This window comes from Herbaspirillum chlorophenolicum, from assembly GCF_001189955.1.
GTDB classification, from domain to species: Bacteria; Pseudomonadota; Gammaproteobacteria; order Burkholderiales; family Burkholderiaceae_D; genus Herbaspirillum; species Herbaspirillum chlorophenolicum.
The window spans coordinates 207,821-234,071 of sequence record NZ_LFLT01000003.1; the positions used below are offsets into that span (position 1 = coordinate 207,821).

Below are 26,251 nucleotides of genomic sequence, written 5' to 3' on the forward strand. Positions count from 1 at the left end.
ATGCTCGCCTATCTCCTTAATCTCGCCACCCTCATGTGCATCAACGCGGTGCTGGCGATCACGCTCAACTTCATCATGGGCTATGCCGGGATCTTCTCGATCGCGCATGCCATCTTCTTCGGCGTGGGCGCCTACAGCGCGGCGTATTTCGCGCTGAACGTGAGCGCTTCCATCTTCCTGGTGATCCCGGTGGCGATGGTGGTGGCCGGGCTGCTGTCGCTGGTGCTGGCATTGCCGGCGCTGCGTGTGCGCGGCGAATACTTCGTGGCCGCTTCGCTGGGCCTGCAGGTGCTGGGCGTGACGGTGTTTTCCGAATGGAAGTCGGTCACCGGCGGCCTGGGCGGCATGATCGGCATCCCGCCGGCCGACATCTTCGGCCATGCCGTGGCCGACCCGGTGCAGTTCCTGCTGCTGGCGGTGTGCTGCCTGATCCCGGTGCTGCTGGTCACCAGCGTGCTGCTGCGGTCCTCCTTCGGCCGCAACCTCAAGGCCATCCGCGACAGCGAATCCGCAGCGCACGCCTTCGGCAAGAACGTGGCCGTCATCAAGACCATGTCGGTGGTGATCTCTGCCATGCTGGCGGCGGTGGCCGGTGCGCTGTACGCGTTCTACATGGGCTTCATCAACGTCGAGAGCTTCATGCTGGACACGTCCGTGCTGCTGATGGCGATGGTCATCATCGGCGGCACCGGCACGCTGCTCGGGCCGATCGTGGGCACCGTGCTGCTGATGCTGCTGCCGGGCGTGTTCAGCTACATGTCCTTCCTGCCGCAGACTGAAATCGGCTCGATCCAGCAGATCGCCTATGGGCTGGCGATGGTGCTGCTGATGATCTACCGGCCGGGCGGCATCGTCGGTTCCGGCAAACCCCGCGCCGCCAAGGAGAAAGCCGCATGAACGCCATCATCGAACACGACCACGGCGCGCTGCAGGCCGCCGGACCGAATCCGGGCGGGGAAGTGCTGCTGTCGATCCGCAACCTGAACAAGAGCTTCGGCGGGCTGAAGGTCACCAACGATGTCTCGCTGGATTTGCGCGCAGGCATCGTGACCACACTGGTCGGCCCCAACGGCGCCGGCAAGACCACGCTGTTCAACCAGATCACCGGCCACCTGGTGCCGGAATCGGGAGACATCCTCTGGCGCGGCCAGTCGGTGGTCGGCAAGAAGCATTTCCAGATCAGCCGCATGGGCATCGCCCGCACCTTCCAGGACCTGCGCCTGTTCAACCACATGACGGTGGAAGAAAACGTGCTGACCGTGATGGAGCCGACTTCCTGGATCTGGCAGCCGGGCGGGCGCGCCGCGCGCAACGAACGGCGCGAGAAGGTACAGGCCATCCTCAAGCGCACCGGCCTGGCCGCCAAGGCGCATACGCGCGCCATCGACCTGGCCTATGCCGAGCGCAAGTTCCTCAGCATGGCGCGCATCATGGCTGCCGACGCGAAAATCTGGCTGCTCGATGAACCGGCCTCGGGCCTGGACCGCAGTTCCTATGAACTGTTCCTCGACCTGCTGCGCACCGAGGTGAAGAAGGGCGTGACGGTGTGCATCATCGAACACAACCTCGACATCGTGGTCGGCATTTCCGACCGCATCGCCTTCCTCGACCAGGGCAAACTGCTGGCCGACGGCCTGCCCGAGGTGGTGCTCAAGGACCCGCACCTGGCGGCCATCTATTTCGGAGACCAGAACACATGAGCGCGCAACCCAATCACGAACCGCAACCGCTGGTACTGGAAACGCGCGGCCTGGTCGTCGGCTATGGCGGCCGCCCGGTGCTGCGCGATTTCGACTTCGGCCTGCGTCCGGCCGAAGTGCTGTGCCTGATCGGCCATAACGGCGCCGGCAAGTCGACGCTGTTGAAGACTTTATTCGGCCTGGTGCAGCGCCAGGAAGGCCAGATCCTGCTGGACGGTCAGGCGCTGGAGAGCGTGGAGCCGCGCCGCCTGACTGCCGCCGGTATCTCGCTGGTGCCGGAAGGCCGCGGCATCTTCCCCGGCCTGACGGTGGCCGAGACCATGAAGATGGGCCTGTGGTCGGCCGGGGTCCCCGCAGGCGAACGCGCGGCGCGGCTGGACTGGGTGATGTCGGTGCTGCCGGCCTTGAAGCAGTTCTACGAACGCCGCGCCGGCACCCTCTCCGGCGGCCAGCAGCAGATGGTGTCGATCGGGCGCGCATTGCTCTCACGCCCGCGCTGCCTGCTGATGGACGAACCTTCCATCGGCCTGGCGCCCAAGCTGTTCCAGGATTTGCTGCAGCCGATCCGGCAACTGCAGCGCGACACCGGCATGGCGATCCTGCTGGTGGAACAGAACGTGAAAGAAGCCCTGAAGATCTCGGACCGCGTGGTGGTGATGAAGTCCGGCGCCATCATCCGCGAAGCGCTGCCCGAGGAACTGAACGACAACGCGAAACTGATGGAGCTGTACTGATATGCCCGCTACCGACCTTCTCCTCACCATGCCAGCGCTGCTGGCGCGCAATGTCGCCGAACGCGGCGATGCCGTCGCCTTCATCGATGGCGAGCGCGACATCACTTACCGCGAATTCGACCGCATGGCCGCGCGCACCGCGGCCTGGCTGCAGCAACAAGGCATCCAGCCCGGCGACCGCGTGGCCGTCTGGCTGGTCAACCGCATGGAATGGCTGGCGATGTACTTCGGCCTGGCCAGGATCGGCGCGGCCATGATGACGGTCAACACGCGCTACCGTTCGCACGAGCTGGCCTACATCCTGGAGCGCTCGGAAGCCTGCATGCTGGTGCTGCAGCTGAACTTCCGCAAGATCGATTTCCCCGCCGTGCTGCACGACGTGCCGGCTGAATCGGCCCGCACGCTGAAGAAGGTGGTCGTGGTCGATGCTGCCGGCGCCGCCATGCCGCCTGAAGTGCTGGGCAAGCCCACTGTCGCCTTCGATCTCTCCGGGCTGCCGGACGCCGAAGCGCCAGACGTCTCGTCACCCGACGCCCACAGCATCCTGTTCACCACCTCGGGAACCACCTCCGGTCCCAAGCTGGTGTTGCATCCGCAGCGCACGGTAACCCTCCACAGCCAGCGGGTGGCACCGGCCTACGGCTTCGCGGAAGAAGGCGTGCGCCTGCTGGCGGCGCTGCCGTTCGCCGGCGTGTTCGGCTTCAATGCGGCGATGGCGGCGTTTGCCGTCGGCAAGCCCATCGTGGTGATGGACACCTTCGACGGCCCCGGCGCGGCGCGGCTGATCAACCGCCACCATGTCACGCATGTGTTCGGCAGCGACGAGATGTTCCGCCGCATCATCGAGAACGGGCAAGGCGACAAGCCCTTCCCCAGCGCGCGCGTGTTCGGCTTCGCCTGCTTCCATCCCGGCATTGTCGAATATACCCAGGCTGCCTGGGCGCGCGGTATCCCGATGATCGGCCTGTACGGTTCATCCGAAGTGCAGGCGCTGTTCTCGCTGCAGCAGCGCGCGCTGCCCCTGGAAGAACGCATCAAGGGCGGCGGCATGCCGGCCAGCCATGGCATCGGCGCCGAAGTACGTATCCGCGATGTCGACAGCGGCGAACTGCTGCCGGTTGGCCAGAGCGGCGCCATCGAAATCCGCAGCGATACCAACTTCATCGGCTACCTCAACAACCCGGAAGCCACCGCCAAGGCCCTCGATGCAGAGGAGTTCTTCCGCACCGGCGATGTCGGCTACCTGCGCGAGGATGGCAGTTTCGTCTACCAGACCCGCCAGGGCGATGCCATGCGTTTGGGCGGCTACTTGGTCAGCCCGGTGGAAATCGAAGATGTGATCAAGACCGTTCCCGGCGTGGCCGATGTGCAGGTGGTGGCGGTCGACATTGCCAACCAGGCGCGGCCGGTGGCCTTCGTCATTGCCACGCCCGGCAGCCTGCCGGCGGAGCAAGAGATGGTGCGTGCCGCAGCGGCCGCGCTGGCCGCCTTCAAGGTGCCGGCGCGCATCTGGCTGGTGGACGAATTCCCCACCACGCAGAGTTCCAACGGCACCAAGATCCAGCGCGTAAAACTGCGCGACATGGCACTGCAACGATTGGTCGAAGCGGCCTGATCGACAACAAGGGAGCACAGCATGAGTTCGTATTACCTGGAAGACTTCAAGCCCGGCCAGATTTTCACCAGCAGCGGCCGCACCATCACCGAGGCCGACCTGACCATGTTTTCGATGATCTCGGGCGACTGGAACCCGATCCATGCCGACGCCGAATTCGCCCGCGGCACGCGTTACGGCCAGCGCTTGGTGCATGGCACGCTGGGCATTGCCATCTGTACCGGGATGCTGCACCAGATCGGCATCTTCGAGAAATCGGTGATTGCCATGCTGGGCCTGCGCGAGTGGAATTTCAAGCAGCCCATCGTGGTCGGCGACACAGTACACCTGGAGCTGGAGATCCTGTCGGTCGAGCCCGGCAAGAGCGGCCGCAGCGGCAAGCTGGGGCGGCGCTTCCGCCTGCTCAACCAGCGCGGCGAAGTGGCGCAGGAAGGCGACAGCGATGTGCTGGTGCTCACCCATGAAGGCGCGCGCCAGCAGCAGGAGCAATCCTCGCAGGCGGCGCAGCCATGAGCGTACAGGTTCTGCGCGAGGATCGCGACGGCCTTTGCACGCTGACGCTGAACCGTCCGGAAAAGATGAATGCGCTCACCGTGCAGATGTTCCTCGAACTGCACGAGCACGTGGCGGCGCTGGAGCAGCAGATCGACACCATCGGCGCGGTGCTGCTGCGCGGTGCCGGCCGCTGCTTCTCGGCCGGCAACGATCTGCGCGACCTCGCCGCCGGCCAGCCATTGCCGCGGCCGCATTTGCAGGCGCACACCATCGACCGCCTGGCGCGCCTGCCGCAGCCGGTGATCGTGGCGGTGCATGGCCACTGCTACACCGGTGCGCTGGAGCTGGCGCTGGCAGGCGACCTGATCGCCACCGCGCAGTCGGCCAGGTTCGCCGACACCCATGCCAAGTGGGCCCTGACGCCGCTCTGGGGCATGAGCCAGCGCCTGCCGCGCCGGGTCGGCGATGCCCGTGCGAAAGAGATGATGCTGCTGGGCCGCACCTATTCCGGCGCCCAGGCGGCCGCGATCGGCCTGGCCAACTTCTGCTTCGCCGATGAGGAGTTCGACGCCGAGGTCGAAGCGCTGGCGCGTGAACTGCTGGCCGGCTCCTGGTTCTCGCATCGCGCCAACAAGCGCCTGCTGCTGGAGACCGATGGCCTGCCGCTGGAGGCAGGGCTGGCGCATGAAGTGTTCCGCAACGCCGGCAAAGGGCCGGACATGCAGGAGCGCATCGCCGCTTTCGGCAAGAAATGACTTTTCCCCTACCGTGCCATGACTGAACTGCTGCTCTCTTCGCCCGCCGCCCTGCCCGGCCGTTTGCGCCTGCCCGTGATCGGTTCGCCGATGTTCCTGGTGTCCAATCCGGCACTGGTGATCGCCCAATGCTGCGCCGGCGTGGTCGGGTCCTTCCCGGCGCTCAACGCCCGGCCGCAGGAAGAGCTGGATGCCTGGCTGACCGGCATCGCCGAGGGACTCGCCGCCTACCGGCGCCGGAACCCGCTGGCGGTGGTGGCGCCTTATGCGGTCAACCTGATCGTGCACCAATCCAACCAGCGCCTGGAAGACGATCTCGCCACCTGCGTACGCCATCGCGTGCCCATCGTGATCACCTCCTTGCACGCGCCCGACCGGGTGGTGGAACAGGTGCATGCCTATGGCGGCATCGTGCTGCATGACGTCACCACGCTGCGGCATGCGAAGAAGGCGATCGGCGCGGGCGTGGACGGCCTGATCCTGGTCTGCGCCGGGGCCGGCGGCCATGCCGGCGCCTTGAGCCCGTTCGCGCTGGCGTCCGAAGTGCGCGCCATCTTCGACGGCCTGCTGGTGCTGGCCGGCGCCATCAGCCACGGCCAGGGCATCCTTGCGGCGCAGGCCCTTGGGTGCGACCTGGCCTATATGGGTACGCGCTTCATCGCCTCGGAAGAATCCTCGGCCGCGCCGCTGCACAAGCAGATGATCGTCGACGGCACGGCCGACGACATTTTGTATACGCCGCACTTTTCAGGGGTGCCAGGCAATTACCTCAAGCCGAGCATCCGCGCCGCCGGGCTCGACCCGGACCACCTGGTCAAGGAAGACAAGCAGGCGGTCGATTTCGGCAAGCCCAAGCGCTGGAAGGACATCTGGGGCAGCGGCCAGGGCATCGGCGCCATCTCGGCCATACTGCCGGCGGCGCAGATCGTCGAACAGCTCCGTGAAGAATACCGGCAGGCCAGCAGGCGGCTGGGCATCCCGGGCTGAACGAGCGTTTCTTCCTGCCGCGGAAAAGCCCGCCTTCGTTGCACAGTCAACAATTCTTTCGTTTCCAGAAGCACTGCACAAAGACGGTGCGCACCACCGCCGCAGGCCCGCACCAGAAGGCGCCACCATCTCCTTTCCCACACGTCGCCAATTTGCGCCACAAAACTTTCCTTTTGGAAATTTTGTGCGTTCGCACATGCGTTGCCGTCTGAAAATCCTTGTCACACAAGGCTTTCGCCGCCAATAATCGTCGCGCAGTTTTGTATTCCAATCTTGTATATCAGTGTGGCACGCAACTTGCTGATGAGTGGACATGGGCACAAATCCTTCCGTCAAATCTTCTTCGCAGATCGCGATCCGCATCACCGAGGCGATCCTGGCCAAGCAGCTTGCGCCGGGCACCCGCCTGGGCGAGCAGCAGCTGGCCGACCTGTTCGGCGTGTCGCGCACCCTGGTGCGCGAGGCGCTGACGCGGCTGATGGCGCGCGGCATCGTTACCGTCAGCGCGCGGCGCGGCTGGTTCGTGATCGAGCCGACGCCGGAAGAAGCACGCGAAGCCTTCGAGGCGCGCCGCGTGATCGAGCTTGGCCTGTTGCGCCAGGCGCGCATGCGGCCGATCCCGGAGGCTGCGGTAGGGCAGCTGCGCGAGCACATCGCGCGTGAAGAAGCGGCGATTGCCGGTGCCGACGTCGGTGCGCGCAGCTACCTGCTGGGCGACTTCCACGTCTGCCTGTGCGAATGCCTGGGCAACTCGCTGCTGTCGGAAACGCTGCGCGACCTGACGGCGCGCACCACGCTGACGGCCATGCTGCACCAGTCGTCGGAGCAGGCGGAGGATTCGTGTTCGGAACATGTGCTGATCGTCGAGGCGCTGGAGCGCGGCGATCTGGAACAAGCGGAACAACTGATGCAGGCGCATCTGCTGCATGTTGAGTCCGGCCTGAATCAGGTGCGCAGCAGCGATCCCCTGGAACCGCTGCGGCAGGCACTTGCACCGGTGTCGCATGAGGGGGCCGTGAAGATGGCGGCCGTCACCGACATCATGTCTCATCGTCATCCACCGAAAAGGCCGCAGTGAGAGGGCCGCTCATCAACGTCGTCAAGTAAAGGGAACCTGCCATGAAATTATCCAAACTCCTGCTCGGCCTGATGGCCGGCGCCATGATGTTCTCCGCCGGCGCCGCGCGCGCCGATGCGCTGGACGATATCCATAAGAACGGCACGCTGCGCGTGGCGGTGCCGGCCGACTTCCCACCATTCGGTTCGGTCGACTCCAACCTGAAGCCGCAGGGTTTCGACATCGACGTGGCCAACCTGATCGCCAAGAAAATGGGCGTGAAGGTGGAGCTGATTCCGGTGTCCAGCGCCAACCGCATTTCTTACCTGACCACCAGGAAGGTGGAGCTGGTGATTTCCAGCATGGGCAAGAACGCCGAGCGTGAAAAAGTGATCGATTTCACTTCCGCCTACGCGCCGTTCTTCAACGGTGTGTTCGGCCCGGCCGACATGACCGTCAAGAGCGCGGCCGACCTGGCCGGCAAGACCATCGCGGTGACCCGCGGCTCGGTGGAAGACCTGGAACTGACCAAGATCATCCCGGCCGATGCCACCGTCAAGCGCTACGAAGACAACAACAGCACCATCAGCTCCTTCCTCTCGGGCCAGGTGCAATTGGTGGCAACCGGCAACGTAGTGGCCGCGGCCATCATCGCCAAGAACCCGCCCAAGAAGCCGGAAACCAAGTTCCTGATCAAGGATTCGCCATGCTTCATCGGCCTGAACAAGGGCGAGAAGAAGCTGCAGGACAAGGTTGACGCCATCCTGGCCGACGCCAAGAAGGACGGCAGCCTGAACGCCATCTCGCAGAAGTGGCTGGGCCTGCCGCTGCCGGCTGGCCTGTAACTTGCTGGAGCCGAGTTAAAGCAATAACGCATCGCCGGCGCGATTTCGCCTGGCGCCGACGATGCGGGCAATGGCAGCAAACGGAGGCAGGCGGACAACCGGAACGCCGCAGCAGCAACGCGGCGACCCAAGCAACACTGAGGCAGCAAACACGACATGGCCTATCAATTCGATTTCCTATCAACCTTCGACTACGGCGACGTCATCGTCAAAGGCGTGCTGACGACGATCGAACTGATCGCCATCGGCGGGGTGCTGGGCATAGCAGTCGGCATCTTCGGCGCCTGGGCGCGCACGCAAGGGCCGGCATGGCTCAAGCCCATCGTCAGCGGCTATGTCGAGATCATCCGCAATACGCCCTTCCTGGTGCAGCTGTTCTTCATTTTCTTCGGCCTGCCTTCGCTCAATATCCACATCAGCGAAATCCAGGCCGCCATCCTGGCGATGGTGATCAACCTCGGCGCCTACAGCACCGAGATCATCCGCGCCGGCGTGCAAGCCGTTTCCAAGGGCCAGATCGAGGCGGCGCTGTCGCTGTCGATGTCGCGCATGCAGATTTTCCGGTACATCATCCTGCGCCCTGCGCTGCAAAAGATCTGGCCGGCGCTGTCCTCGCAGGTCGTGATCGTCATGCTGGGTTCGGCCGTGTGCTCGCAGATCGCGGTGGAAGAACTGTCGTTCGCCGCCAATTTCATCCAGGGCCGCAACTTTCGCGCCTTCGAAGCCTATATCGTGGCCACCCTGATCTACCTGGTGCTGGCGATCCTGCTGCGCCAGCTGCTGCACCTGATCGGCCAATACTTCATCACCGCCCGGAGGAACGCATGATCTCTTTCACCACCTGGGACATCGTCCGCAACCTGATGCTGGCGTGGCGCTGGACCATCGTCCTGTCGCTGGTCACCTTCGTGCTCGGCGGCACCCTGGGCCTGATCATCCTGTTCATGCGCACCTCGCGCCAGAACTGGCTGCGCCAGATCGCCCGCCTGTATATCGAACTGTTCCAGGGCACCCCGCTGCTGATGCAATTGTTCCTGGTGTTCTTCGGCATCGCCCTGTTCGGCGTCGAAGTGCCGGCCTGGCTGGCCGCCGGCCTGGCGCTGACCCTCTGGAGCGCATCCTACCTGGCCGAGATCTGGCGCGGCTGCGTGGAGGCGATCCCCAAGGGCCAATGGGAAGCGTCGTCGGTGCTGGCCATGAACTACTTCCAGCAGATGCGCCACATCGTGCTGCCGCAGGCCTTCCGTATCGCCATCGCGCCGACCGTGGGCTTCGGCGTGCAGATCATCAAGTCGACCGCGGTGACCTCCATCATCGGCTTTATCGAATTGTCCAAGGCCGGCTCCGTGATCACCAATGCCACCTTCCGCCCCTTCACGGTGTTTGCCATCGTGGGCCTCTTCTACTTCGTGCTTTGCTGGCCGCTGTCCAAGTACAGCCAGTCTTTAGAAAGGAAATACAATGCCGCTCATCGCCATTGATAACGTCAAGAAACGCTTCGGCGACAACGAGGTCTTGAAGGGCATCAGCCTGGACGTGGAGCCTGGCGAAGTGATCGCCATCATCGGCAAGAGCGGCTCGGGCAAGTCCACCCTCCTGCGCTGCATCAACGGCCTGGAAACCATCGACGAGGGCAACATCAGCGTGGCCGGCGCCAAGCTGGGCGCCTCCGAACTGGAATTGCGCAACCTGCGCCTGAAGGTCGGCATGATCTTCCAGCAGTTCAACCTGTTTCCGCATCTTTCGGTGGGCCGTAACGTGATGATCGCGCCAATGATCGTCAAGGGCACGTCGGAAGCCGAAGCCATGGTGACGGCCAAGGCCAACCTGGAGAAAGTCGGCCTTGGCCACAAGTTCGACGAGTTCCCGGACATGCTCTCCGGCGGCCAGCAGCAACGCGTGGCGATCGCCCGCGCGCTGTCGATGGAACCGCAGGCGCTGCTGTGCGATGAAATTACCTCGGCGCTGGACCCGGAACTGGTCAATGAAGTGCTGGCCGTGGTGCGCAGCCTAGCCAAGGAAGGCATGACCCTGCTGATGGTGACGCACGAGATGCGCTTCGCGCGCGAAGTGTGCGACCGCGTGGTCTTCATGCACCAGGGCAAGGTGCATGAGATCGGCCCGCCGGAAGAGCTGTTCACCAATCCGAAGACGCCGGAACTGCAACAATTTATCGGCATGACCCAAGGCGCCTGATCCCGCATCGACGCATGAAAAAAGCCGGAAGCGCGTTGTGCGCTTCCGGCTTTTTTTGTGTGCGCCGCGATCAGCGGTCCAGCTCGCACACCTTGCGGTCGTTCTCGTAGAACACCACCGGCCCGGTGGTATAGCGCTCCTTGGGAATGGCCAGCATCAGGTAGTCCTTGACGCGGTAGGAAGCGCCGGAGGCCGGCCTGCGATAAAGGTAGTTGATTCGCAGCCCTCCGTCGCGCAGCCTGACCGACAGCGGCGTGAACACATGCGGACGCTCGGCGGCATCAGGAGCTTGCATGGTGCGGGCCACCACAAGATATTGCTTGGTGTCGAAATGCGCGGTCGAGGGCCCGACCGGGCGCTTGTCTTCCATCACCGGCGCCGGCTCCATCCAGTAGTCCCACTCAGCCCGGCTGCGGATAAGCGCGCAGAAAACCGGCTGCCGGTTGTCGTCCCAATTCTTGAGGAAGCCCTGGTAAGAACCGCTCATGATGGTCTTGAACGGCACCACCGTCGGATCTTCCTTCTCCGTCCACGGCATCCAGGTGCAGCCGGACATACCGGCCAGCACCGTTGTGCACACCAGCAATTGCAACGAACCCCGAATCGTCTTGCGCATGCATTTCCCCCATGAAGGTTTGCATTTAAACACGCTTTGTCGGCGCACAAGCGTTTTCACCAAATCTTTACACCGCTCACATCTCCAATATCGGCCCACCCTTGCGGCCTGCTGTTCAGAACATGCGACGGCGATAAGGTTCATCCCCGGCGGCGGCCGGGTAGGCCCGGTATGGGATTTGCGTGATAATGCAAAGTTTCTGGAGCGGGTATCCTTGGCGATAGCCGTTTCCATCGTTCTCGCCATTCTTGAAGGGTAGTCAGCCATGAACTCAGCAGTCATTTCTCCATCCGCGTCGGGCAAGGCGCTCGAGGGCTTCATCGCCGGCATGCCGAAAACCGAACTGCATCTGCACATCGAAGGCACGCTGGAACCCGAACTGATGTTCGCGCTGGCCCAGCGCAACCAGGTCGCGCTGCCGTATGCCTCGGTCGACGAGCTGCGCGCGGCCTATAACTTCAGCGACCTGCAGTCCTTCCTCGACCTTTATTACGCCGGCGCCAACGTCCTGCGCACCGAGCAGGATTTCTACGACATGACCGCCGCCTACATCGCGCGCGCCCAGGCCGACAAGGTGCGCCATGCCGAAATCTTCTTCGACCCGCAGACGCATACCGAACGCGGCATCCCGATCGCCACCGTGTTCGCCGGCATTGCCGCCGCGCTGCGCGATGCGCGCCGCCGCGACGGTTTCGGCGGCACCATGATCATGTCCTTCCTGCGCCATCTCTCGGAAGAAGACGCCTTCGCCACGCTGGAAGCGGCGTTGCCGCTGCGTGACCAGTACCAGGACCTGTGGACCGGTATCGGGCTCGACTCTTCCGAGCGCGGCAATCCGCCGGAAAAATTCGAACGCGTCTACGCGCGCTGCCGCGAACTGGGTTTCCGCCTGGTGGCCCACGCCGGCGAAGAAGGCCCGGCGGCCTATGTGATCAGCGCGCTCGATGTGCTCAAGGTGGAACGCATCGACCACGGCGTGCGCAGCGAGGAAGATCCGGCGCTGATGAAGCGCCTGGCGCAGGAACGCATTCCGCTGACGGTGTGCCCGTTGTCCAACCTCAAGCTGTGCGTGGTGAAGGACATGGCCGACCACAACCTGGCCCGCCTGCTGGATGCCGGCCTCGCAGTCACGGTCAATTCGGACGATCCGGCCTATTTCGGCGGCTACATGACCGCCAACTACCAGGCCGTGGCCGGTGCGCTCAACTTGAGCCGCGAACAGGTTCTGCAACTGGCGCGCAACGGTATCGAGGCCTGTTTCCTGTCCGAGGAAGACAAGGCCACGCTGCTGCAGGAGCTGGAGCAGTACGCCGCCAAACACTGAAAACAGCACTCTGTGCGCCGCGCATGGCCCGCCCCTTGAGGCGGGCTTTTTCTTGTCCACAGTCTTGTCTCGGCCCAGCCGGACAGGCAAGCACGCTTCTTGCAAACAGAATTGGCGACAATCCTGTGCAGCGCAACCTGCCACACCGCATGGAGGCAAGAACCGGCTCTGCACGGCGTTGCAGCATCAAAAATGGGCTGAAACACGATCCAAATCGAAGCGCACGGCGTTCTTTTTGGTGCAGAATAGCCCTATTTTGTTACAAATCGCTGCCATTGATTGTCGACGATCACCAACAGCATTGTTGATCGATAATACGGGCGGATACCGGCCACGGCATCCACACAGATGGACTTCACATTGACAGCATGGGCATCATGAACAAAGCCAGCAAACCGGCCCGACCATCCTCTCCCACTGCCAGCCGCGCGGCGGCCGCCGCACGCGAGCGCGACAGTTCGATGGCAGTCGAGGAACGCATGTACCAGGACATCTACGACGCCATCATGGAGCACCGCCTGCCGCCGCGCACCAAGCTGACCGAGCAGACGCTCTGCCAGATCTACGATACGGCGCGCCACACCGTCCGCAAGGTGCTCTCGCGCCTGGCGACCGAAGGCATGGTGGACCTTGAGGCCAACCGCGGCGCCTTCATCGCCAGCCCTTCGCATGCCGAGGTACGCGACATGTTCGAGCTGCGCAATATCCTCGAACACGCCGTGCTGGAAAAAGTCGGCCGCGAAGCCGGCACCCGCCAGATCGCCGGTCTGCGGCGCATGGTGGAGGAAGAGCGCGAGTCTTACCTCTCCGGCGACCGGCCGCGCTGGATCCGCCTGTCGGCGCAGTTCCACCTGGCGCTGGCCGAACTGACCGGCAATGCGCTGCTGGTGGACACGCTGCGCAAACTGGTTTCACGCACCACGCTGATGATTGCCAAGACCGAAGCGCCGGGCCACAACGCCTGCTCCTTCGATGAACACGAAACCGTACTGGAGGCGCTGGAAAGCGGCGATGTCGAAGCCGCCCAGGAACATATGGCACATCACCTGCACTTGTGCGAGGACCGGGTACGCCCCGACGCAGACGACCAGTTCGACCTGCGCGCCGTGCTCGGCAAGGGACTGTAGATTTCCCCTGCGTCCGGGCGCGGGGCATGCCAGCCCCTGTGCGCCAGGCCGCGCGATTATTACCGCAACCTGATTGAACGACATGTCTTTGCAAGCAAACTACCCCCGCGACCTGGCCGGCTACGGCCGCAACCCGCCGCATGCGCAATGGCCCGGCCAGGCGCGCGTGGCCCTGCAGTTCGTACTGAATTACGAAGAAGGCGGCGAGAACTGCGTGCTGCACGGCGACCCTGCCTCCGAACAGTTCCTCTCCGAAATCGTCGGCGCCGCCGCCTATCCGGCGCGCCACATGTCGATGGAATCGATCTACGAATACGGCTCACGCGCAGGCGTATGGCGCATCCTGCGCGAGTTCGAAAAGCGCGGCTTGCCGCTGACGGTATTCGGCGTCGCCATGGCATTGCAGCGCTGCCCGGATGTGACGCAAGCCTTCATCGAACTCGGCCACGAGATCGCCTGCCACGGCCTGCGTTGGATCCATTACCAGAGCATGGACATCGAGACCGAACGCGCCCATATGCAAGAGGCCGTGAAGATCTTCCGCGAACTGACCGGCGCCCCCCCGCTGGGCTGGTACACCGGCCGCGACTCGCCCAACACCCGCCAGTTGGTGGTCGAACACGGCGGCTTCGCCTACGACTCCGACTACTACGGCGATGACCTGCCTTTCTGGACCCAGGTCCAGACCAGCGACGGCAACACGCAACCGCACCTGGTGGTGCCGTACGCGCTGGACTCGAATGACATGCGCTTTGCCACGCCGCAAGGCTTCAACACCAGCGAGCATTTCTACCAGTACCTGAAGGACAGCTTCGATGTCCTGTACGAAGAAGGCGAGGCCTCGCCCAAGATGCTGTCGATCGGCATGCACTGCCGCCTGCTCGGCCGCCCCGGCCGCTTCCGCGCGCTGCAGCGGTTCCTCGACTACGTGCAGTCGCATGAACGAGTGTGGATTTGCCGTCGTATTGATATTGCCGAGCATTGGAAGAAGGTGCATCCGTATCAGGCACGTTGATTCACGCAGAGATGAAAACGCCGGCAGATGCCGGCGTTTTTCTTTGGTCGAATATGCTCAGCGATTCGTGACGAACGACACTGGGTCCTGACTTCGTCAGGACGACGGAGGTAGTGACACACTGCATCGAAGCCGCAGGCGAGAAGCAAGCAAAGCGATGCCGAAGGCGAGCCGGACACAAAGTCCGCTTCTGACCAGCCGCAGAGGAGACGAAAAAAATGGATCAGCAAGGCAGTCGGAGCGTAGCGACTCTGCCTTGCCCATTTTTTTCGTCTCCTCTGCGGGAACCCCGAAGGGGCTGGGCAGTAGCGGTCGCCTTCTTTTGCTTACTTTTCTTGGCGAGACAAGAAAAGTGAGCGGCTGCCGGGCCGCCCCCGGCGCTCCCCTCCGACCGGAGAAAGAAAAGCATCAAGCCAGTACACCAAAACGCAGCAAGACCAGACTACCAACTCTCAATTAGTCGCAGCCCCCGCCTCAAACCACTTCCCGATCAACGCCCGTTCCTCATCAGTGATATTGGTCATATTCCCCAAAGGCATGGCCTTGGCCACATACGCCTGCTGATAAATCTGCTGCGCATGCTCAGCGATATGCTCACGGCTATCGAGCAGAATCCCCTTACCCGGCACCGGCATCAGCGTAGGCTTCTCCGCATGGCACTGGATGCAGCGCGCCTGGATCACCTGCTGCACCTGGGCGAAACTCACCCCGCCCGCAGACGCAGGCTCCACCTTGGCGCCATCGGCCACAGCCGGCTTCGCCTCCTCCTGATGATGCAAGGCCGCCGGCATCGGCTTGCTGCGCATCATCGGACTCAGGCCGATGGCCACCGCCAGCAACAAAGCCACCGCCACACCGGGATACCACCAGTTATAGACACCCTTGTGGCGCAGCACGAAGAACTGCCTGATCAGCGCACCGGCCGCCATGATCATCAGCAGCACCAGCCAGTTATGCGGCGCACCGTAAGTCATGCTGTAGTGGTTGGACAGCATGGCGAACAGCACCGGCAACGTGAAGTAGGTGTTGTGCACGCTGCGCTGCTTGCCGCGCCTGCCGTGGATCGGATCGGGTTCCTGGCCGGCACGCATGGCCGCTACCATCTTGCGCTGCCCGGGAATGATCCACACCAGCACGTTGGCGCTCATGATGGTCGCCATCGAAGCGCCGCTGATCAGGAAAGCGGCGCGGCCCGAGAACAGGTGGCAAGCAGCCCAGACCGAAACGATCACCTGCAGCCCAACCAGGATATTGACCAGGCGGTCGCCATTGGGACGGTCGCCGATGGTGCTGCAGATGGCGTCGTAGATCAGCCAGTTGAAGACCAGGAAAGCGATCGCCGTGCCGCCGGCCATGGAGCCTGACATGTCGAACACGTTCTTGTCGACCAGGAAGACGTTGGCATTGAACAGGTACAGCAGCGAGAACAGCGCGAAGCCGGACAGCCAGGTGCTGTACGACTCCCAATAGAACCAGTGCAGATGCTCGGGAACCGCCTTGGGCGCCAGCAGGTACTTCTGCGGATTGTAGAAACCGCCGCCATGCACCGCCCACAGCTCGCCCCCCACGCCCTTTTCCAGCAGCTCCGGATCGGTGGGCTTGACCAGGCTGTTGTCGAGCCAAACGAAATAGAAGGAGGAGCCTATCCAGGCAATCGCCGTGATGACGTGCAGCCAGCGCAGCAGCAGGTTGAGCCAGTCGAAAATATAGGCTTCCATGTTCGGATCAGTTTCCCAAGGTTGTTATGCGGCCCGCCATGCAAGGCCGGTGGATATTGTCGGTTCTAGGGCCTGTTAACAATGAATTTGCGAGATGCGTTGCTCCCAGAAGGCGGGGTGGCAAGGCGCCCGGTAAGGCTGGTGGTGGGCCACCAGCCTTACCGGGCAACGCGGCCAGCGCGCCTTCTGGGAGCAACCCTCCGGGAGCGGCCAGCAAGCGTCGCCTGCCGTTGTTGCATCTCCTTGCCGTAGCACCGCTACGACGCGTCGCCACGCCTAGGCAGACAACGCTTGCTGGCCGCTCGCACTCGCAAATTCATTGTTAACAGGCCCTAGCATAAATGGTGCCGGGCTACGAAAACGATATCCGGCAAGCGCCCCGCCGGATCGCCGACAGGCAGGCCGCTCCGTGTCCATGACGAATAATGCGCCATTGTCGCCCCGATGATCCAGATGAGGTGGCCTCCGCATCACGATTCGCCACAATCATCGGAAATACTGTCGACAATATTTTTCCACAGAATAAAACCGCAACTCCTCACGGCAATCCTGTAACAACCAGTATTGGCGCGGCTTTTCGGCATGACCTCAATTTTCGCGTGCCGTCGTCGCTTCTCCGGTTTTAGTGCAAAGCGTCAAATTCAGTGCATGCAAAGCACCAAGTTGTTGCAAATAGAAAAAATCATTGTCAACAAAATGACGTTGCGTTGGCAACCTGCAACAGTCGCTATTGTCGAGGAAAAATAGCCAAGTCCCCGCCGCTCCCGGCAACTGCACTTGAGCAAGTACACCGCCTCTCGCCATCCTGCGGCCGCATTTACCCGCCAGCCCGCTCCGGCCCTGGGTCCTTGCATTCGTCCCGCAGTGCATGCCCCGGCCTCGACCGCACACATGATGCCAACGCATGGCCTGATCCGGAAATACAGCAGAAAAGCCCGCCAGCAAACGAAATGGCATTGGCACGATATCTGCTAAACATCCGTTCTGAATCCGTAGCGACGAACGGAACGGGAGAGCAGTAACGCCGTTCACCTGCGGTGGAATGATCTGAACTTGCCGGGCACTGTTGTTCGGCATCTTTTTTAAACAGGGGAGCGTAATGAAGAAAACTCGTTTGGCACTGGCTTTGGCATCCTGTCTGATGGCTGGCAGCGCAATGGCGCAGTCCAGCGTCACCGTCAGCGGCCTGGTCGACGCCTTTGTCGGCAGCATGAAGAACAGCGGCGACACCGGCAGCAAGGCATCGGTAGGCTCCGGCGGCATGACCACTTCGTGGATCGGCTTCAAGGGCGTCGAAGACCTCGGCGGCGGCCTGAAGGCGGAATTCAAACTGACCTCGTTCTTCCAGACCGACACCGGCGCCTATGGACGTTTCGCGGGCGACAACCTGTTCTCGCGCGATGCCAACATCGCACTGGCCGACAGCTACGGCCGCATCAGCCTGGGCCGCGACCTGGCGCCGAGCTTCCTGCCGACCATCTTGTTCAACCCGTTCGGCGACTCCTTCACCTTCTCGCCGCTGGTGCTGCACGTCTACACGCCATCGGGTGCGTTCCTCAACCGCACCTGGACCCAGGCCAACGCGTCCGACAGCGGCTGGAGCAATGAAATCATCTACACCACGCCCAACTTCGGCGGCCTGCAGGCCAACCTGCACTACCAGTTCGGTGAAGTCGCCGGCCAGACCGGCAAGAAAAACATCGGCGTGAACGCCCTGTACTTCAACGGCGACCTGGCCCTGACCGGCCTGTACTTCGATGCCCAGGTCAGCAACCCGAATTCGGGCAGCCCCATCATCGACGCCACTGCGCCATTCGCTTCGATCACCCGCCAGAAGACCTGGATGGCCGGCGCCACCTATGACTTCAAGGTGGTCAAGCTGTACGGCACCTTCCAGACCAGCAAGGACACCACCGACGGCAACCCGCAAGCCAAGGACAAGGTCTACAGCCTCGGCCTGTCGGCGCCGGTGGGCAATGGTTCGATCCTGGCCGGTTTCGCCCGCACCAAGCGCACCGGCGACCTGCTGGCCGGCGGCGACGTGTCGCGCAACACCACATCGGTCGGCTACGACTACTTCCTGTCCAAGCGCACCGATGTGTATGCGATCGTCATGAACGACAAGATCTCGACCCAGAGCAACGCCGCCTCCTTCGGCGTCGGCATCCGCCATCGCTTCTGATTGCCGATGCGTGGGCAGTCTTGACTGCGTCCCGGCGACGGGGCGCGCTCAATGGGGCATGGCGGACGGACTTCCTTCCCGCGCGCCATGCCCGGCAACAACGTAGTGCCGCAGTACGGCAATCCGGCGACTCCTTCTGGCCGGCTTGCCGGGTCTTGAGCCTGTACTTCGGTGGGAACCGTATTACCGGAATGCGTCGCGAGCCGTTCTGTTTTGCCCGGCCGATCTCCTTCTTGGTGTTGCGCGCATTGCGGTTTCCACCTTCTTTTTTCTTTCAATCGCTTTTCGGGAGATTTCCCCATGCGTTCACTCCGCTTCCTCGGCTGCTCTGCAGCACTGCTGCTCGGCCTGGTATCGGCGGCGTCCTCTTTCGCGCAAGAGACCAAGATCAAATTCCAGCTGGACTGGCGCTTCGAAGGCCCATCCGCGCTGTTCCTGGTGGCCAAGTCCAAGGGTTACTTCGCCCAGGAAAAACTCGACGTCACCATCGACGCCGGCAACGGCTCGGGCAACGCGGTCAACCGCGTTGCCTCCGGCACGTATGACATGGGCTTCGCCGACATGGCCGCGCTCATGGAGTTCGCCGCCAACAATCCCGATGCGCCGTCCAAGCCGATCGGCGTGATGATGGTCTACAACGACACCCCGGCGGCGATCTTTTCGCTCAAGAAATCGGGCATCAGGAAGCCGGCCGACCTGGCGGGCAAGAAGCTGGGCGCCCCGGTGTTCGACGCCGGCCGCCGCGGCTATCCGATCTTCGCCAAGGCCAACGGCCTGGATGCCGCCAAAGCGCAATGGACCAGCATGGATCCGCCGCTGCGCGAAACCATGCTGGCGCGCGGCGACGTGGACGCCATCACCGGTTTTTACTTCACCTCGCTCCTGAACCTGAACGCGCGCGGCATCAAGGATGACGACGTCAACGTGATGATGTACCCCGACTACGGCGTCAAGCTGTACGGCAACGCCATCATCGCCTCGGACGCCATGGTCAGGCAGAAGCCGGAAGCCATCAAGGCCTTCCTGCGCGCCTTCGCCAAGGCCACCAGGGATGTGATCGCCAATCCGGAAGCCGCCATCAAGGTGCTCAAGGAGCGCGACGGCCTGATCGACGAGAAGCTGGAACTGCGCCGCCTGAAGCTGGCCATTGCCAGCGCCATCGCCACGCCGCACGCCAAGGCGGAAGGCTATGGCCAGGTGTTCGGCCCGCGCCTGACGCTGATGGCGTCGCAGGTGTCGGATGCCTACGGCACCAAGACCCGCGTCAATGCAGACAAGGTCTGGAACGGCGCTTTCCTGCCGTCCAAGGCCGAGCTGGACGTTTTTCCGAAGTAATCCGGACAAGCGCAAGCGTAGAAAAGAACCATCACCATGAGCGATACCTTCGTCGATTTCCGCCATGTCTACCTGGCCTATGACGGCGCCGCCGAGTTCGCGGTCGAAGACATCGACCTGCAGACCCGGGCGGGCGAATTCATCGCCATCGTCGGCCCCTCCGGCTGCGGCAAGTCCACCTTCATGAAGCTGGCCACGGGCCTGAAGCAGCCCAACCGCGGCAGCGTGGTGATCGACGGCCAGCCAGTCACCGGACCCCTGAAGTTCGTCGGCATGGCCTTCCAGGCGCCCACGCTGCTGCCCTGGCGCACCACGCTGGAGAACGTGCTGCTGCCGCTGGAAATCGTCGAACCGTATCGCCGCGACTTCAAGCAGAAGAAAGCCGAATACGCCGAGCACGCCCTGAAGCTGCTGAAGACGGTGGGCCTGGACGGCTATGCCGACAAGTTCCCCTGGCAGCTGTCGGGCGGCATGCAGCAGCGCGCCTCGATCTGCCGCGCGCTGATCCACGAACCGAAGATGCTGCTGCTGGACGAGCCCTTCGGCGCGCTCGATGCCTTCACCCGCGAGGAACTGTGGTGCGTGCTGCGCGACCTGTGGGCCGAGCGCAAATTCAACGTCATCCTGGTCACGCACGACTTGCGCGAAGCGGCCTTCCTGGCCGACACCATCTATGTGATGAGCAAGCGCCCGGGCCGCATCGTGGTGCGCCGCGAGAATCCGCTGCCGCGCCCGTGCGAGCTGGAAACCACCTATACCGACGGCTTCAACGCCCTGGTGCACGAGTTGCGCGAGCATATCGGCCACGTGCGCAACACCTGACCCGGCGGAGAACACGACATGAAAAAACCGTTCACCGGCAAACTCAACAAAGCCGCCACCACGCTGGCGCCATGGATCCTGCTGCTGGCCATCCTCGGCGTCTGGCAGTTCATCTGCAGCGTGTGGCAGGTTTCCGACTTCATCTTCCCCAGCCCGATGTCCATCATCCAGGCGATGGTGGAATTCTCCGGCCCGATCACCCAGCATGCGCTCTCGACCTTCTGGGTCACCATGGTGGGCTTCGCCATTGCCGTGGCGGTGGGCGTGGCGCTGGGCTTCGTCATCGGTTCCTCGCCGATGATGTATGCCGCCGCCTATCCGCTGATGACCGCCTTCAACGCCCTGCCCAAGGCCGCTTTCGTGCCGGTGCTGGTGGTCTGGTTCGGCATCGGCGCCGGCCCGGCCATCCTGACCGCCTTCCTGATCTCGTTCTTCCCGATCATGGTCAACATCGCCACCGGCCTGGCCACGCTGGAGCCGGAGCTGGAAGACGTGCTGCGCGTGCTGGGCGCCAGGCGCATGGACATTCTGCTCAAAGTCGGCCTGCCGCGCTCCATGCCCTATTTCTTCGCTTCGCTGAAGGTCGCCATCACACTGGCGTTCGTCGGTTCCACCGTGTCCGAGATGAACGCCTCCAACGAAGGCATCGGCTACCTGCTGGTATCGGCCGGTTCCTCGATGAAGATGCCGCTGGCCTTCGCCGGGCTGGTAGTGATCGGCGCCATGGCGATGGCGATGTATGAGTTGTTCGCCATCATCGAAAGGCGCACCACGGCCTGGGCGCATCGCGGCAAATAAGCGACACGTTGAGCGGCCGTGCAAAAGCGGTTTGCGGCTGCCGCCAATTTGTCTATGATGACGCGCGTATTGGCAATTCGTTAAAGCGCTGTACAAAGCTCAGGGGAGCGGCAGCCGTCAACAATGAAACATAGCGAACCACAGGGAAAACACGTGAGCGCAGCTCCACTCCGTCTAGAAATCAGCCATGTACGCAAAGCCTATCCGGGCGTGCTGGCCAATGACGACGTCAGCCTGTCCGTCGCACCCGGAGAAATTCATGCCGTGCTAGGCGAGAACGGCGCCGGCAAGTCGACGCTGATGAAAATCATCTTCGGCGCGGTCAAGCCCGACGCCGGCGAAATCCGCTGGAACGGCGAGGCAGTGCAGATCGCCAACCCGCAGGTGGCGCGCAAACTTGGCATCGCCATGGTGTTCCAGCACTTCTCGCTGTTCGACACGCTGACCGTCACCGAAAACATCGCGCTCGGCCTGGATGCGAAAACCGACCTCAAGGAACTGGCCACCCGCATCACCCAGACCGGCGAGAAATACGGCCTGGAGCTGGAACCGCACCGCCACGTGCATACGCTGTCGGTGGGCGAGCGCCAGCGCGTGGAGATCGTGCGCGCGCTGCTGACCGATCCGCAGCTTCTGATCCTGGATGAGCCGACCTCGGTGCTCACGCCGCAAGCGGTGGAAAAGCTTTTCGTCACCTTGCGCCGCCTGGCCGACGAGGGCTGCAGCATCCTCTACATCAGCCACAAGCTCGACGAGATCCGCGCGCTGTGCCACAACGCCACCGTGATGCGCGGCGGCCGCGTGACCGGCAACTGCGACCCGCGCAATGAAAGCAGCGCCAGCCTCTCGCGCATGATGATCGGCGACGAGCTGGTGCGCCTGACGCGCGAGCGCAATCCGGAATCGCAACGCAGCGAACGCAAGCTGCATCTCAACCGCCTGTCGCTGCCCAAGGCCCACCTGTTCGCCACCGAGTTGAAGGACATCGAATGCGAGGTGCGCGCCGGCGAGATCGTCGGCATCGCCGGCGTCTCCGGCAATGGCCAGCAGGAACTGCTGGCGGCGCTGTCGGGCGAAGACCAGCGGGCGGCGCCCAACATGATCATCCTCGGCGGCAGCCCGTCCGGCCATCTCTCGCCCAATCCGCGCCGCGCGCTGGGGCTGGGCCTGGTGCCGGAAGAACGCCTCGGCCGCGGCGCCGTGCCAACGCTCTCGCTGACGGCCAACATGCTGCTGTCGCACCAGAAGACGCCTTATGTGAAGCGCGGCATGATCGACTTCAACTTCACCCGCCGCGCCGCCGCTTCCATCATCGAACGCTTCAAGGTCAAGGCGGCCGGCCCCGATGCGCCGGCCAAGAGCCTGTCGGGCGGCAACCTGCAAAAATTCATCGTCGGCCGCGAAATGGAACGCAAACCCTCGGTGTTCGTGGTGGCCCAGCCGACCTGGGGCGTGGACGTGGGCGCGGCCGCCCAGATCCACGGAGAAATATTGAAACTGAAACAGGAAGGCTGCGCGGTGCTGGTGATCTCGGAAGAACTGGATGAACTGTTCGCGCTGTGCGACCGCCTGCATGTGATCGCCAAGGGACGGCTCTCCCCCTCGATCCCGATCGAGCAGGCTACGCGCGAGCAGGTTGGCGTGTGGATGAGCGGACTGTGGGACGAACCCGCTTCCGCCAGGGAGGCCGGCCATGTCTAAGCTGCTGTCGCTGCCCTTCCGGCTTGAACTGCGCGGCGCGCCTTCGCGCGCGATGACTTACTGGTCGCCAGTGATCGCCATCGCGCTCACGCTGCTGCTCGGCGCCCTGCTGTTCCTGGCCTTGGGCAAGGACCCGCTGGCCGGGCTCAAGGTATTCCTGGTCGATCCGTTTTCCGGCAAGCGCGCCATCAGCGAGCTGCTGCTGAAATCCATTCCGCTGATCCTGTGCGCGCTGGGGCTGGCGGTGTGCTTCCGCGCCAGCATCTGGAATATCGGCGCCGAAGGCCAGTTCACCGTCGGCGCGCTGGCTTCGGGCGCCATGCTGGTGTGGCTGGACGTGCCGGGCCACGGCATCTCCGGCGGCGCCGGCCTGATCCTGATGGTCGTGGCCGGTGTGCTGGGCGGCGCCTTCTGGGCGGCGATTACCGCCTTCCTGCGCGACAAGTTCAATGCCAACGAGATCCTGGTGTCGCTGATGCTGACCTATGTGGCGCAGCTGTTGCTGATGTGGGCCGTGAACGGTCCGCTGAAGGACCCCAACGGCATGAACTTCCCGCAATCCAAGGTGTTCTCGGAGGAGTTCATGCTGCCCATGCTGGTGGCCGGAACGCGCCTGCACGTGGGCTTCGTGGTGGCTGTCGTGGCGGCGGTACTGATGGCGGTGTTCATGATGCGCAGCCTGCGCGGCTTTTCGCTGATGGTGGGCGGGGTGGCCCCGCACGCGGCGCGCTATGCCGGTTTCTCGGCGCGTTCGGCGCTGTGGGTGTCGCTGCTGATTTCCGGCGCCTTCGCGGGCCTGGCCGGCGCCTTCGAGATCGCCGGACCGATCGGCCAGTTGCTGCCCTCGGTATCGCCGGGCTATGGCTTCGCCGCCATCATCGTGGCCTTCATCGGCCGCCTGCACCCGGTCGGCGCCATCCTGGGCGGGCTGATCATGTCGCTGCTGTATCTCGGCGGCGAGCTGGCGCAGTCGCGCCTGGGCCTGCCCTCGGCCATTACCGGGGTGTTCCAGGGCATGCTGCTGTTCCTGCTGCTGGCCTGCGATACCTTGATCGATTACCGATTGGCGTGGAAGAAGAAAGTTTAAGGGAACGGACATGGAACAACTCGCTCCTCTCATCGCAGCCTCGATCAACGCCGGCACGCCGTTGCTGCTGGCTGCCATCGGCTTGCTGATCAATGAACGCTCCGGCGTGCTCAACCTCGGCGCCGAAGGCATGATGCTGGTGGCCGCCATTGCCGGCTTCGCGGTCGGCTACTCGACCAGGAGCCCGTTGCTCGGTTTCATCGCGGGCGCCGTGTGCGGCATGCTGATGGCCACGCTGTTTGCCTGGCTGGCGCTGCGCCTGGCCACCAACCAGGTGGCCACGGGGCTGGCGCTGTCCATCTTCGGTGCCGGCCTGTCGGCCTTCGTCGGCCAGCGCTTCGTCGGCCTGGCGCTGCCGGCGCAAGCCAATTCGGTGCCGCTCCTGGGCGACATTCCCTTCATCGGCCCGGCGCTATTCCACCAGCACTGGATGAGCTACGTGGCCTTCGCGCTTTGCCTGGCCAGCATCTGGTTCCTGTACCGCACGCGCGCCGGCCTGGTGCTGCGCGCGGTGGGCGAGTCGCCCGAGTCGGCGCATGCGCTGGGCTATTCGGTGCGCGGCATCCGCTACGTGGCACTGTTGTTCGGCGGCGGTTGCTGCGGCCTGGCCGGGGCCTACATGTCGCTGGTCTATACGCCGATGTGGGTGGAAGGCCTGGTGGCCGGGCGCGGCTGGATCGCGCTGGCGCTGACCGCCTTCGCCACCTGGCGCCCGGCACGGGTATTGCTCGGTTCGCTCCTGTTCGGCGGCGTCACCATCGCCCAGTTCTACTTACAAGGCATGGGCGTGACGGTGCCGTCGCAGATCCTGTCGATGGCGCCGTATATCGCCACCATCGTGGTGCTGGCGCTGATCTCGCGCAATCCGGACTGGATCCGGCTGAACATGCCGGCTTCACTGGGCAAGCCGTTCCGTCCCGGTTCCGCATGAATTTTTTGTAGTCCGTAATACGCATTTCAACCAACCTGAGGGAGAACACAATGATCATTTCGCGCAGAGCCTCGCTGGCGATGCTCGCCACCCTGGCCGCGGCAACCCTGATCGGTTGCGGCAAGAAGGAAGAAGCCGCTCCGGCAGCCCCGGCTGCGGCCCCTGCCGCCGCTGCACCCGCCGCCGATCCGCTGAAGGTGGCGTTCGTCTATATCGGCCCGGTCGGCGACGCCGGCTGGACCTTTGCCCACGACAAGGGCCGCAAGGCAGTCGAAGAGAAGTTCGGCGACAAGGTCAAGACCACCTTCGTGGAGAACATCCCCGAATCCGCCGCTGATGCCGAACGCGTATTCCGCCAGTTGGCCACCGACGGCAACAAGCTGATCTTCGGCACCACTTTCGGCTACATGGAAGCGATGCTGAAGGTCGCCAAGGAATTCCCGGACGTGAAGTTCGAGCACGCCACCGGTTTCAAGACCGCCGACAACCTGGCGCAGTACGACGTGCGCACCTATGAAGGCGCGTACCTGGCCGGCGTGGTGGCGGGCAAGATGTCCAAGTCCGGCAAGCTGGGCGTGGTGGCTTCGGTACCTATCCCCGAGGTGGTCCGCAATATCGACTCCTTCACGCTGGGTGCGCGTTCGGTGAACCCGAAGGCGACCACCGCCGTGGTCTGGGTCAACAAGTGGTTCGACCCGGGCAAGGAACGTGAAGCCGCCACCACCCTGATCGGCCAGGGCGTGGATGTGCTGATGCAGAACACCGACTCCGCCGCCGTGGTGCAGACCGCGCAGGAAAAAGGCGTGTACGCCTTCGGCTGGGATAGCGACATGACCAGCTTCGGCCCCAAGGCCCACCTGGCAGCGTCGGTCATCAACTGGGGCGTGTACTACACCGCACGTGTGCAGGCAGTACTGGACGGCACCTGGAAGACCAGCACCAGCTGGATCGGCCTGAAAGAAAACGGTATCGACCTGTCCGCCTACAATCCTGACCTGCCGGCCGACGCGAAGGCGCTGGTGGAAGAGCGCAAGAAGGGCATCATCGACGGCAGCGCGCCGATCTGGAAGGGTCCGATCAAGGACAACACCGGCAAGGAAGTGCTGGGCAAGGACGCCGTGGCTGACGACGGCTTCCTGCATGGCATCAAGTTCTACGTCGAAGGCGTGGACGGCAAGGTGCCGGGCTAAGAACCTGTTCACGATCTCGCC

General features: G+C 63.5%; 26 protein-coding genes. 23 read left to right on the forward strand and 3 right to left on the reverse strand.

Features of this window, described 5'->3' with window-relative positions; all coding sequences use genetic code 11:
* The 12 genes from AKL28_RS04035 to AKL28_RS04090 all read left to right on the forward strand — a co-directional run bounded on the left by AKL28_RS04035 (position 1) and on the right by AKL28_RS04090 (position 10,384).
* Positions 1 to 897 (forward strand): branched-chain amino acid ABC transporter permease, encoded by an 897-nt coding sequence (locus tag AKL28_RS04035; protein WP_050466761.1) that lies wholly within the window; start codon positions 1 to 3, stop codon positions 895 to 897.
* On the forward strand, positions 894 to 1,700 hold the full coding sequence (locus AKL28_RS04040; RefSeq protein WP_050466762.1) for an ABC transporter ATP-binding protein: 807 nt from the start codon (positions 894 to 896) through the stop codon (positions 1,698 to 1,700). The genes AKL28_RS04035 and AKL28_RS04040 overlap by 4 nt, the downstream gene beginning before the upstream one ends.
* Positions 1,697 to 2,434, forward strand: a complete 738-nt coding sequence (locus tag AKL28_RS04045) for an ABC transporter ATP-binding protein (RefSeq protein ID WP_050466763.1) — start codon at positions 1,697 to 1,699, stop codon at positions 2,432 to 2,434. Before AKL28_RS04040 ends, AKL28_RS04045 begins: the two co-directional genes overlap by 4 nt.
* A 1-nt stretch (position 2,435) precedes the next feature.
* On the forward strand, positions 2,436 to 4,049 hold the full coding sequence (locus AKL28_RS04050; protein ID WP_050466764.1) for an AMP-binding protein: 1,614 nt from the start codon (positions 2,436 to 2,438) through the stop codon (positions 4,047 to 4,049).
* 21 nt (positions 4,050 to 4,070) lie between these two features.
* Positions 4,071 to 4,562: a MaoC/PaaZ C-terminal domain-containing protein gene (locus tag AKL28_RS04055; RefSeq protein WP_050466765.1), complete on the forward strand. Its 492-nt coding sequence runs from the start codon at positions 4,071 to 4,073 to the stop codon at positions 4,560 to 4,562.
* A complete protein-coding gene (locus AKL28_RS04060) occupies positions 4,559 to 5,299 on the forward strand; it encodes an enoyl-CoA hydratase/isomerase family protein (RefSeq protein WP_050466766.1) in 741 nt (246 codons plus the stop codon). Before AKL28_RS04055 ends, AKL28_RS04060 begins: the two co-directional genes overlap by 4 nt.
* 18 nt (positions 5,300 to 5,317) lie before the next feature.
* Entirely contained in the window at positions 5,318 to 6,286 is a 969-nt protein-coding gene (locus AKL28_RS04065; RefSeq protein WP_050466767.1) for an NAD(P)H-dependent flavin oxidoreductase, read from the forward strand.
* A gap of 313 nt (positions 6,287 to 6,599) precedes the next feature.
* Entirely contained in the window at positions 6,600 to 7,364 is a 765-nt protein-coding gene (locus AKL28_RS04070) for a GntR family transcriptional regulator (RefSeq protein ID WP_050466768.1), read from the forward strand.
* 41 nt (positions 7,365 to 7,405) lie between these two features.
* Positions 7,406 to 8,188, forward strand: a complete 783-nt coding sequence (locus tag AKL28_RS04075; protein WP_050466769.1) for a transporter substrate-binding domain-containing protein — start codon at positions 7,406 to 7,408, stop codon at positions 8,186 to 8,188.
* A gap of 156 nt (positions 8,189 to 8,344) precedes the next feature.
* On the forward strand, positions 8,345 to 9,016 hold the full coding sequence (locus AKL28_RS04080) for an amino acid ABC transporter permease (RefSeq protein WP_050466770.1): 672 nt from the start codon (positions 8,345 to 8,347) through the stop codon (positions 9,014 to 9,016).
* Positions 9,013 to 9,669: an amino acid ABC transporter permease gene (locus AKL28_RS04085; RefSeq protein WP_050466771.1), complete on the forward strand. Its 657-nt coding sequence runs from the start codon at positions 9,013 to 9,015 to the stop codon at positions 9,667 to 9,669. Before AKL28_RS04080 ends, AKL28_RS04085 begins: the two co-directional genes overlap by 4 nt.
* Positions 9,650 to 10,384, forward strand: coding sequence for an amino acid ABC transporter ATP-binding protein (locus tag AKL28_RS04090; RefSeq protein WP_050466772.1), 735 nt, complete (start codon positions 9,650 to 9,652; stop codon positions 10,382 to 10,384). The genes AKL28_RS04085 and AKL28_RS04090 overlap by 20 nt, the downstream gene beginning before the upstream one ends.
* A 70-nt stretch (positions 10,385 to 10,454) precedes the next feature.
* Here AKL28_RS04090 and AKL28_RS04095 read toward each other — a convergent pair whose 3' ends face one another.
* Complete coding sequence (locus AKL28_RS04095) at positions 10,455 to 11,000, reverse strand: hypothetical protein (RefSeq protein ID WP_050466773.1); 546 nt, start codon at positions 10,998 to 11,000, stop codon at positions 10,455 to 10,457.
* A 265-nt stretch (positions 11,001 to 11,265) separates the two neighbouring features.
* Here AKL28_RS04095 and AKL28_RS04100 point away from each other — a divergent pair, with 265 nt between their 5' ends.
* From AKL28_RS04100 to puuE, 3 genes are all read left to right on the forward strand, one after another.
* The gene (locus AKL28_RS04100; RefSeq protein WP_050466774.1) at positions 11,266 to 12,324 is read left to right on the forward strand and encodes an adenosine deaminase; all 1,059 of its coding nucleotides are present in this window, start codon (positions 11,266 to 11,268) and stop codon (positions 12,322 to 12,324) included.
* 377 nt (positions 12,325 to 12,701) lie between these two features.
* On the forward strand, positions 12,702 to 13,451 hold the full coding sequence (locus AKL28_RS04105; protein ID WP_050466806.1) for a GntR family transcriptional regulator: 750 nt from the start codon (positions 12,702 to 12,704) through the stop codon (positions 13,449 to 13,451).
* Positions 13,452 to 13,533: 82 nt separating this feature from the next.
* Entirely contained in the window at positions 13,534 to 14,466 is a 933-nt protein-coding gene (gene puuE / locus AKL28_RS04110) for an allantoinase PuuE (protein ID WP_050466775.1), read from the forward strand.
* 452 nt (positions 14,467 to 14,918) lie between these two features.
* Here puuE and AKL28_RS04115 read toward each other — a convergent pair whose 3' ends face one another.
* Positions 14,919 to 16,184: a urate hydroxylase PuuD gene (locus tag AKL28_RS04115; RefSeq protein ID WP_050466776.1), complete on the reverse strand. Its 1,266-nt coding sequence runs from the start codon at positions 16,182 to 16,184 to the stop codon at positions 14,919 to 14,921.
* Between the two features lie 588 nt (positions 16,185 to 16,772).
* Entirely contained in the window at positions 16,773 to 17,360 is a 588-nt protein-coding gene (locus tag AKL28_RS24330) for a hypothetical protein (RefSeq protein ID WP_169801866.1), read from the reverse strand.
* Between AKL28_RS24330 and AKL28_RS04120 the strand changes: the two genes are divergently transcribed.
* The 8 genes from AKL28_RS04120 (at position 17,284) to AKL28_RS04155 (ending at position 26,230) form a co-directional block, all read left to right on the forward strand.
* Entirely contained in the window at positions 17,284 to 18,366 is a 1,083-nt protein-coding gene (locus tag AKL28_RS04120; protein WP_050466777.1) for a porin, read from the forward strand. The two genes, AKL28_RS24330 and AKL28_RS04120, sit on opposite strands and share 77 nt — an antisense overlap.
* A gap of 300 nt (positions 18,367 to 18,666) precedes the next feature.
* Positions 18,667 to 19,701 carry an ABC transporter substrate-binding protein gene (locus tag AKL28_RS04125; RefSeq protein WP_050466778.1) on the forward strand — a complete coding sequence of 345 codons (1,035 nt, stop codon included), beginning with the start codon at positions 18,667 to 18,669 and terminating at the stop codon, positions 19,699 to 19,701.
* Positions 19,702 to 19,737: 36 nt separating this feature from the next.
* Positions 19,738 to 20,523: an ABC transporter ATP-binding protein gene (locus tag AKL28_RS04130; RefSeq protein ID WP_050466779.1), complete on the forward strand. Its 786-nt coding sequence runs from the start codon at positions 19,738 to 19,740 to the stop codon at positions 20,521 to 20,523.
* A gap of 18 nt (positions 20,524 to 20,541) precedes the next feature.
* Positions 20,542 to 21,321 (forward strand): ABC transporter permease, encoded by a 780-nt coding sequence (locus AKL28_RS04135; protein ID WP_050466780.1) that lies wholly within the window; start codon positions 20,542 to 20,544, stop codon positions 21,319 to 21,321.
* A 153-nt stretch (positions 21,322 to 21,474) separates the two neighbouring features.
* Complete coding sequence (locus tag AKL28_RS04140; RefSeq protein ID WP_050466781.1) at positions 21,475 to 23,022, forward strand: ABC transporter ATP-binding protein; 1,548 nt, start codon at positions 21,475 to 21,477, stop codon at positions 23,020 to 23,022.
* Positions 23,015 to 24,109: an ABC transporter permease gene (locus AKL28_RS04145; protein ID WP_050466782.1), complete on the forward strand. Its 1,095-nt coding sequence runs from the start codon at positions 23,015 to 23,017 to the stop codon at positions 24,107 to 24,109. The genes AKL28_RS04140 and AKL28_RS04145 overlap by 8 nt, the downstream gene beginning before the upstream one ends.
* Before the next feature lie 10 nt (positions 24,110 to 24,119).
* The gene (locus tag AKL28_RS04150) at positions 24,120 to 25,040 is read left to right on the forward strand and encodes an ABC transporter permease (RefSeq protein ID WP_050466783.1); all 921 of its coding nucleotides are present in this window, start codon (positions 24,120 to 24,122) and stop codon (positions 25,038 to 25,040) included.
* Between the two features lie 50 nt (positions 25,041 to 25,090).
* A complete protein-coding gene (locus tag AKL28_RS04155; protein ID WP_050466784.1) occupies positions 25,091 to 26,230 on the forward strand; it encodes a BMP family ABC transporter substrate-binding protein in 1,140 nt (379 codons plus the stop codon).
* The last annotated feature ends 21 nt before the right edge of the window (positions 26,231 to 26,251 follow it).

Excerpts from the sequence above, each read along its gene's own strand:
- AKL28_RS04035 (WP_050466761.1), top strand. The coding sequence starts at position 1 with ATGCTCGCCTATCTCCTTAATCTCGCCACCCTCATGTGCATCAACGCG.
- AKL28_RS04040 (WP_050466762.1), top strand. The coding sequence starts at position 894 with ATGAACGCCATCATCGAACACGACCACGGCGCGCTGCAGGCCGCCGGA.
- AKL28_RS04045 (WP_050466763.1), top strand. The coding sequence starts at position 1,697 with ATGAGCGCGCAACCCAATCACGAACCGCAACCGCTGGTACTGGAAACG.
- AKL28_RS04050 (WP_050466764.1), top strand. The coding sequence starts at position 2,436 with ATGCCCGCTACCGACCTTCTCCTCACCATGCCAGCGCTGCTGGCGCGC.
- AKL28_RS04055 (WP_050466765.1), top strand. The coding sequence starts at position 4,071 with ATGAGTTCGTATTACCTGGAAGACTTCAAGCCCGGCCAGATTTTCACC.
- AKL28_RS04060 (WP_050466766.1), top strand. The coding sequence starts at position 4,559 with ATGAGCGTACAGGTTCTGCGCGAGGATCGCGACGGCCTTTGCACGCTG.
- AKL28_RS04065 (WP_050466767.1), top strand. The coding sequence starts at position 5,318 with ATGACTGAACTGCTGCTCTCTTCGCCCGCCGCCCTGCCCGGCCGTTTG.
- AKL28_RS04070 (WP_050466768.1), top strand. The coding sequence starts at position 6,600 with ATGGGCACAAATCCTTCCGTCAAATCTTCTTCGCAGATCGCGATCCGC.
- AKL28_RS04075 (WP_050466769.1), top strand. The coding sequence starts at position 7,406 with ATGAAATTATCCAAACTCCTGCTCGGCCTGATGGCCGGCGCCATGATG.
- AKL28_RS04080 (WP_050466770.1), top strand. The coding sequence starts at position 8,345 with ATGGCCTATCAATTCGATTTCCTATCAACCTTCGACTACGGCGACGTC.
- AKL28_RS04085 (WP_050466771.1), top strand. The coding sequence starts at position 9,013 with ATGATCTCTTTCACCACCTGGGACATCGTCCGCAACCTGATGCTGGCG.
- AKL28_RS04090 (WP_050466772.1), top strand. The coding sequence starts at position 9,650 with ATGCCGCTCATCGCCATTGATAACGTCAAGAAACGCTTCGGCGACAAC.
- AKL28_RS04095 (WP_050466773.1), bottom strand. The coding sequence starts at position 11,000 with ATGCGCAAGACGATTCGGGGTTCGTTGCAATTGCTGGTGTGCACAACG.
- AKL28_RS04100 (WP_050466774.1), top strand. The coding sequence starts at position 11,266 with ATGAACTCAGCAGTCATTTCTCCATCCGCGTCGGGCAAGGCGCTCGAG.
- AKL28_RS04105 (WP_050466806.1), top strand. The coding sequence starts at position 12,702 with ATGAACAAAGCCAGCAAACCGGCCCGACCATCCTCTCCCACTGCCAGC.
- puuE (WP_050466775.1), top strand. The coding sequence starts at position 13,534 with ATGTCTTTGCAAGCAAACTACCCCCGCGACCTGGCCGGCTACGGCCGC.
- AKL28_RS04115 (WP_050466776.1), bottom strand. The coding sequence starts at position 16,184 with ATGGAAGCCTATATTTTCGACTGGCTCAACCTGCTGCTGCGCTGGCTG.
- AKL28_RS04120 (WP_050466777.1), top strand. The coding sequence starts at position 17,284 with ATGAAGAAAACTCGTTTGGCACTGGCTTTGGCATCCTGTCTGATGGCT.
- AKL28_RS04125 (WP_050466778.1), top strand. The coding sequence starts at position 18,667 with ATGCGTTCACTCCGCTTCCTCGGCTGCTCTGCAGCACTGCTGCTCGGC.
- AKL28_RS04130 (WP_050466779.1), top strand. The coding sequence starts at position 19,738 with ATGAGCGATACCTTCGTCGATTTCCGCCATGTCTACCTGGCCTATGAC.
- AKL28_RS04135 (WP_050466780.1), top strand. The coding sequence starts at position 20,542 with ATGAAAAAACCGTTCACCGGCAAACTCAACAAAGCCGCCACCACGCTG.
- AKL28_RS04145 (WP_050466782.1), top strand. The coding sequence starts at position 23,015 with ATGTCTAAGCTGCTGTCGCTGCCCTTCCGGCTTGAACTGCGCGGCGCG.
- AKL28_RS04150 (WP_050466783.1), top strand. The coding sequence starts at position 24,120 with ATGGAACAACTCGCTCCTCTCATCGCAGCCTCGATCAACGCCGGCACG.
- AKL28_RS04155 (WP_050466784.1), top strand. The coding sequence starts at position 25,091 with ATGATCATTTCGCGCAGAGCCTCGCTGGCGATGCTCGCCACCCTGGCC.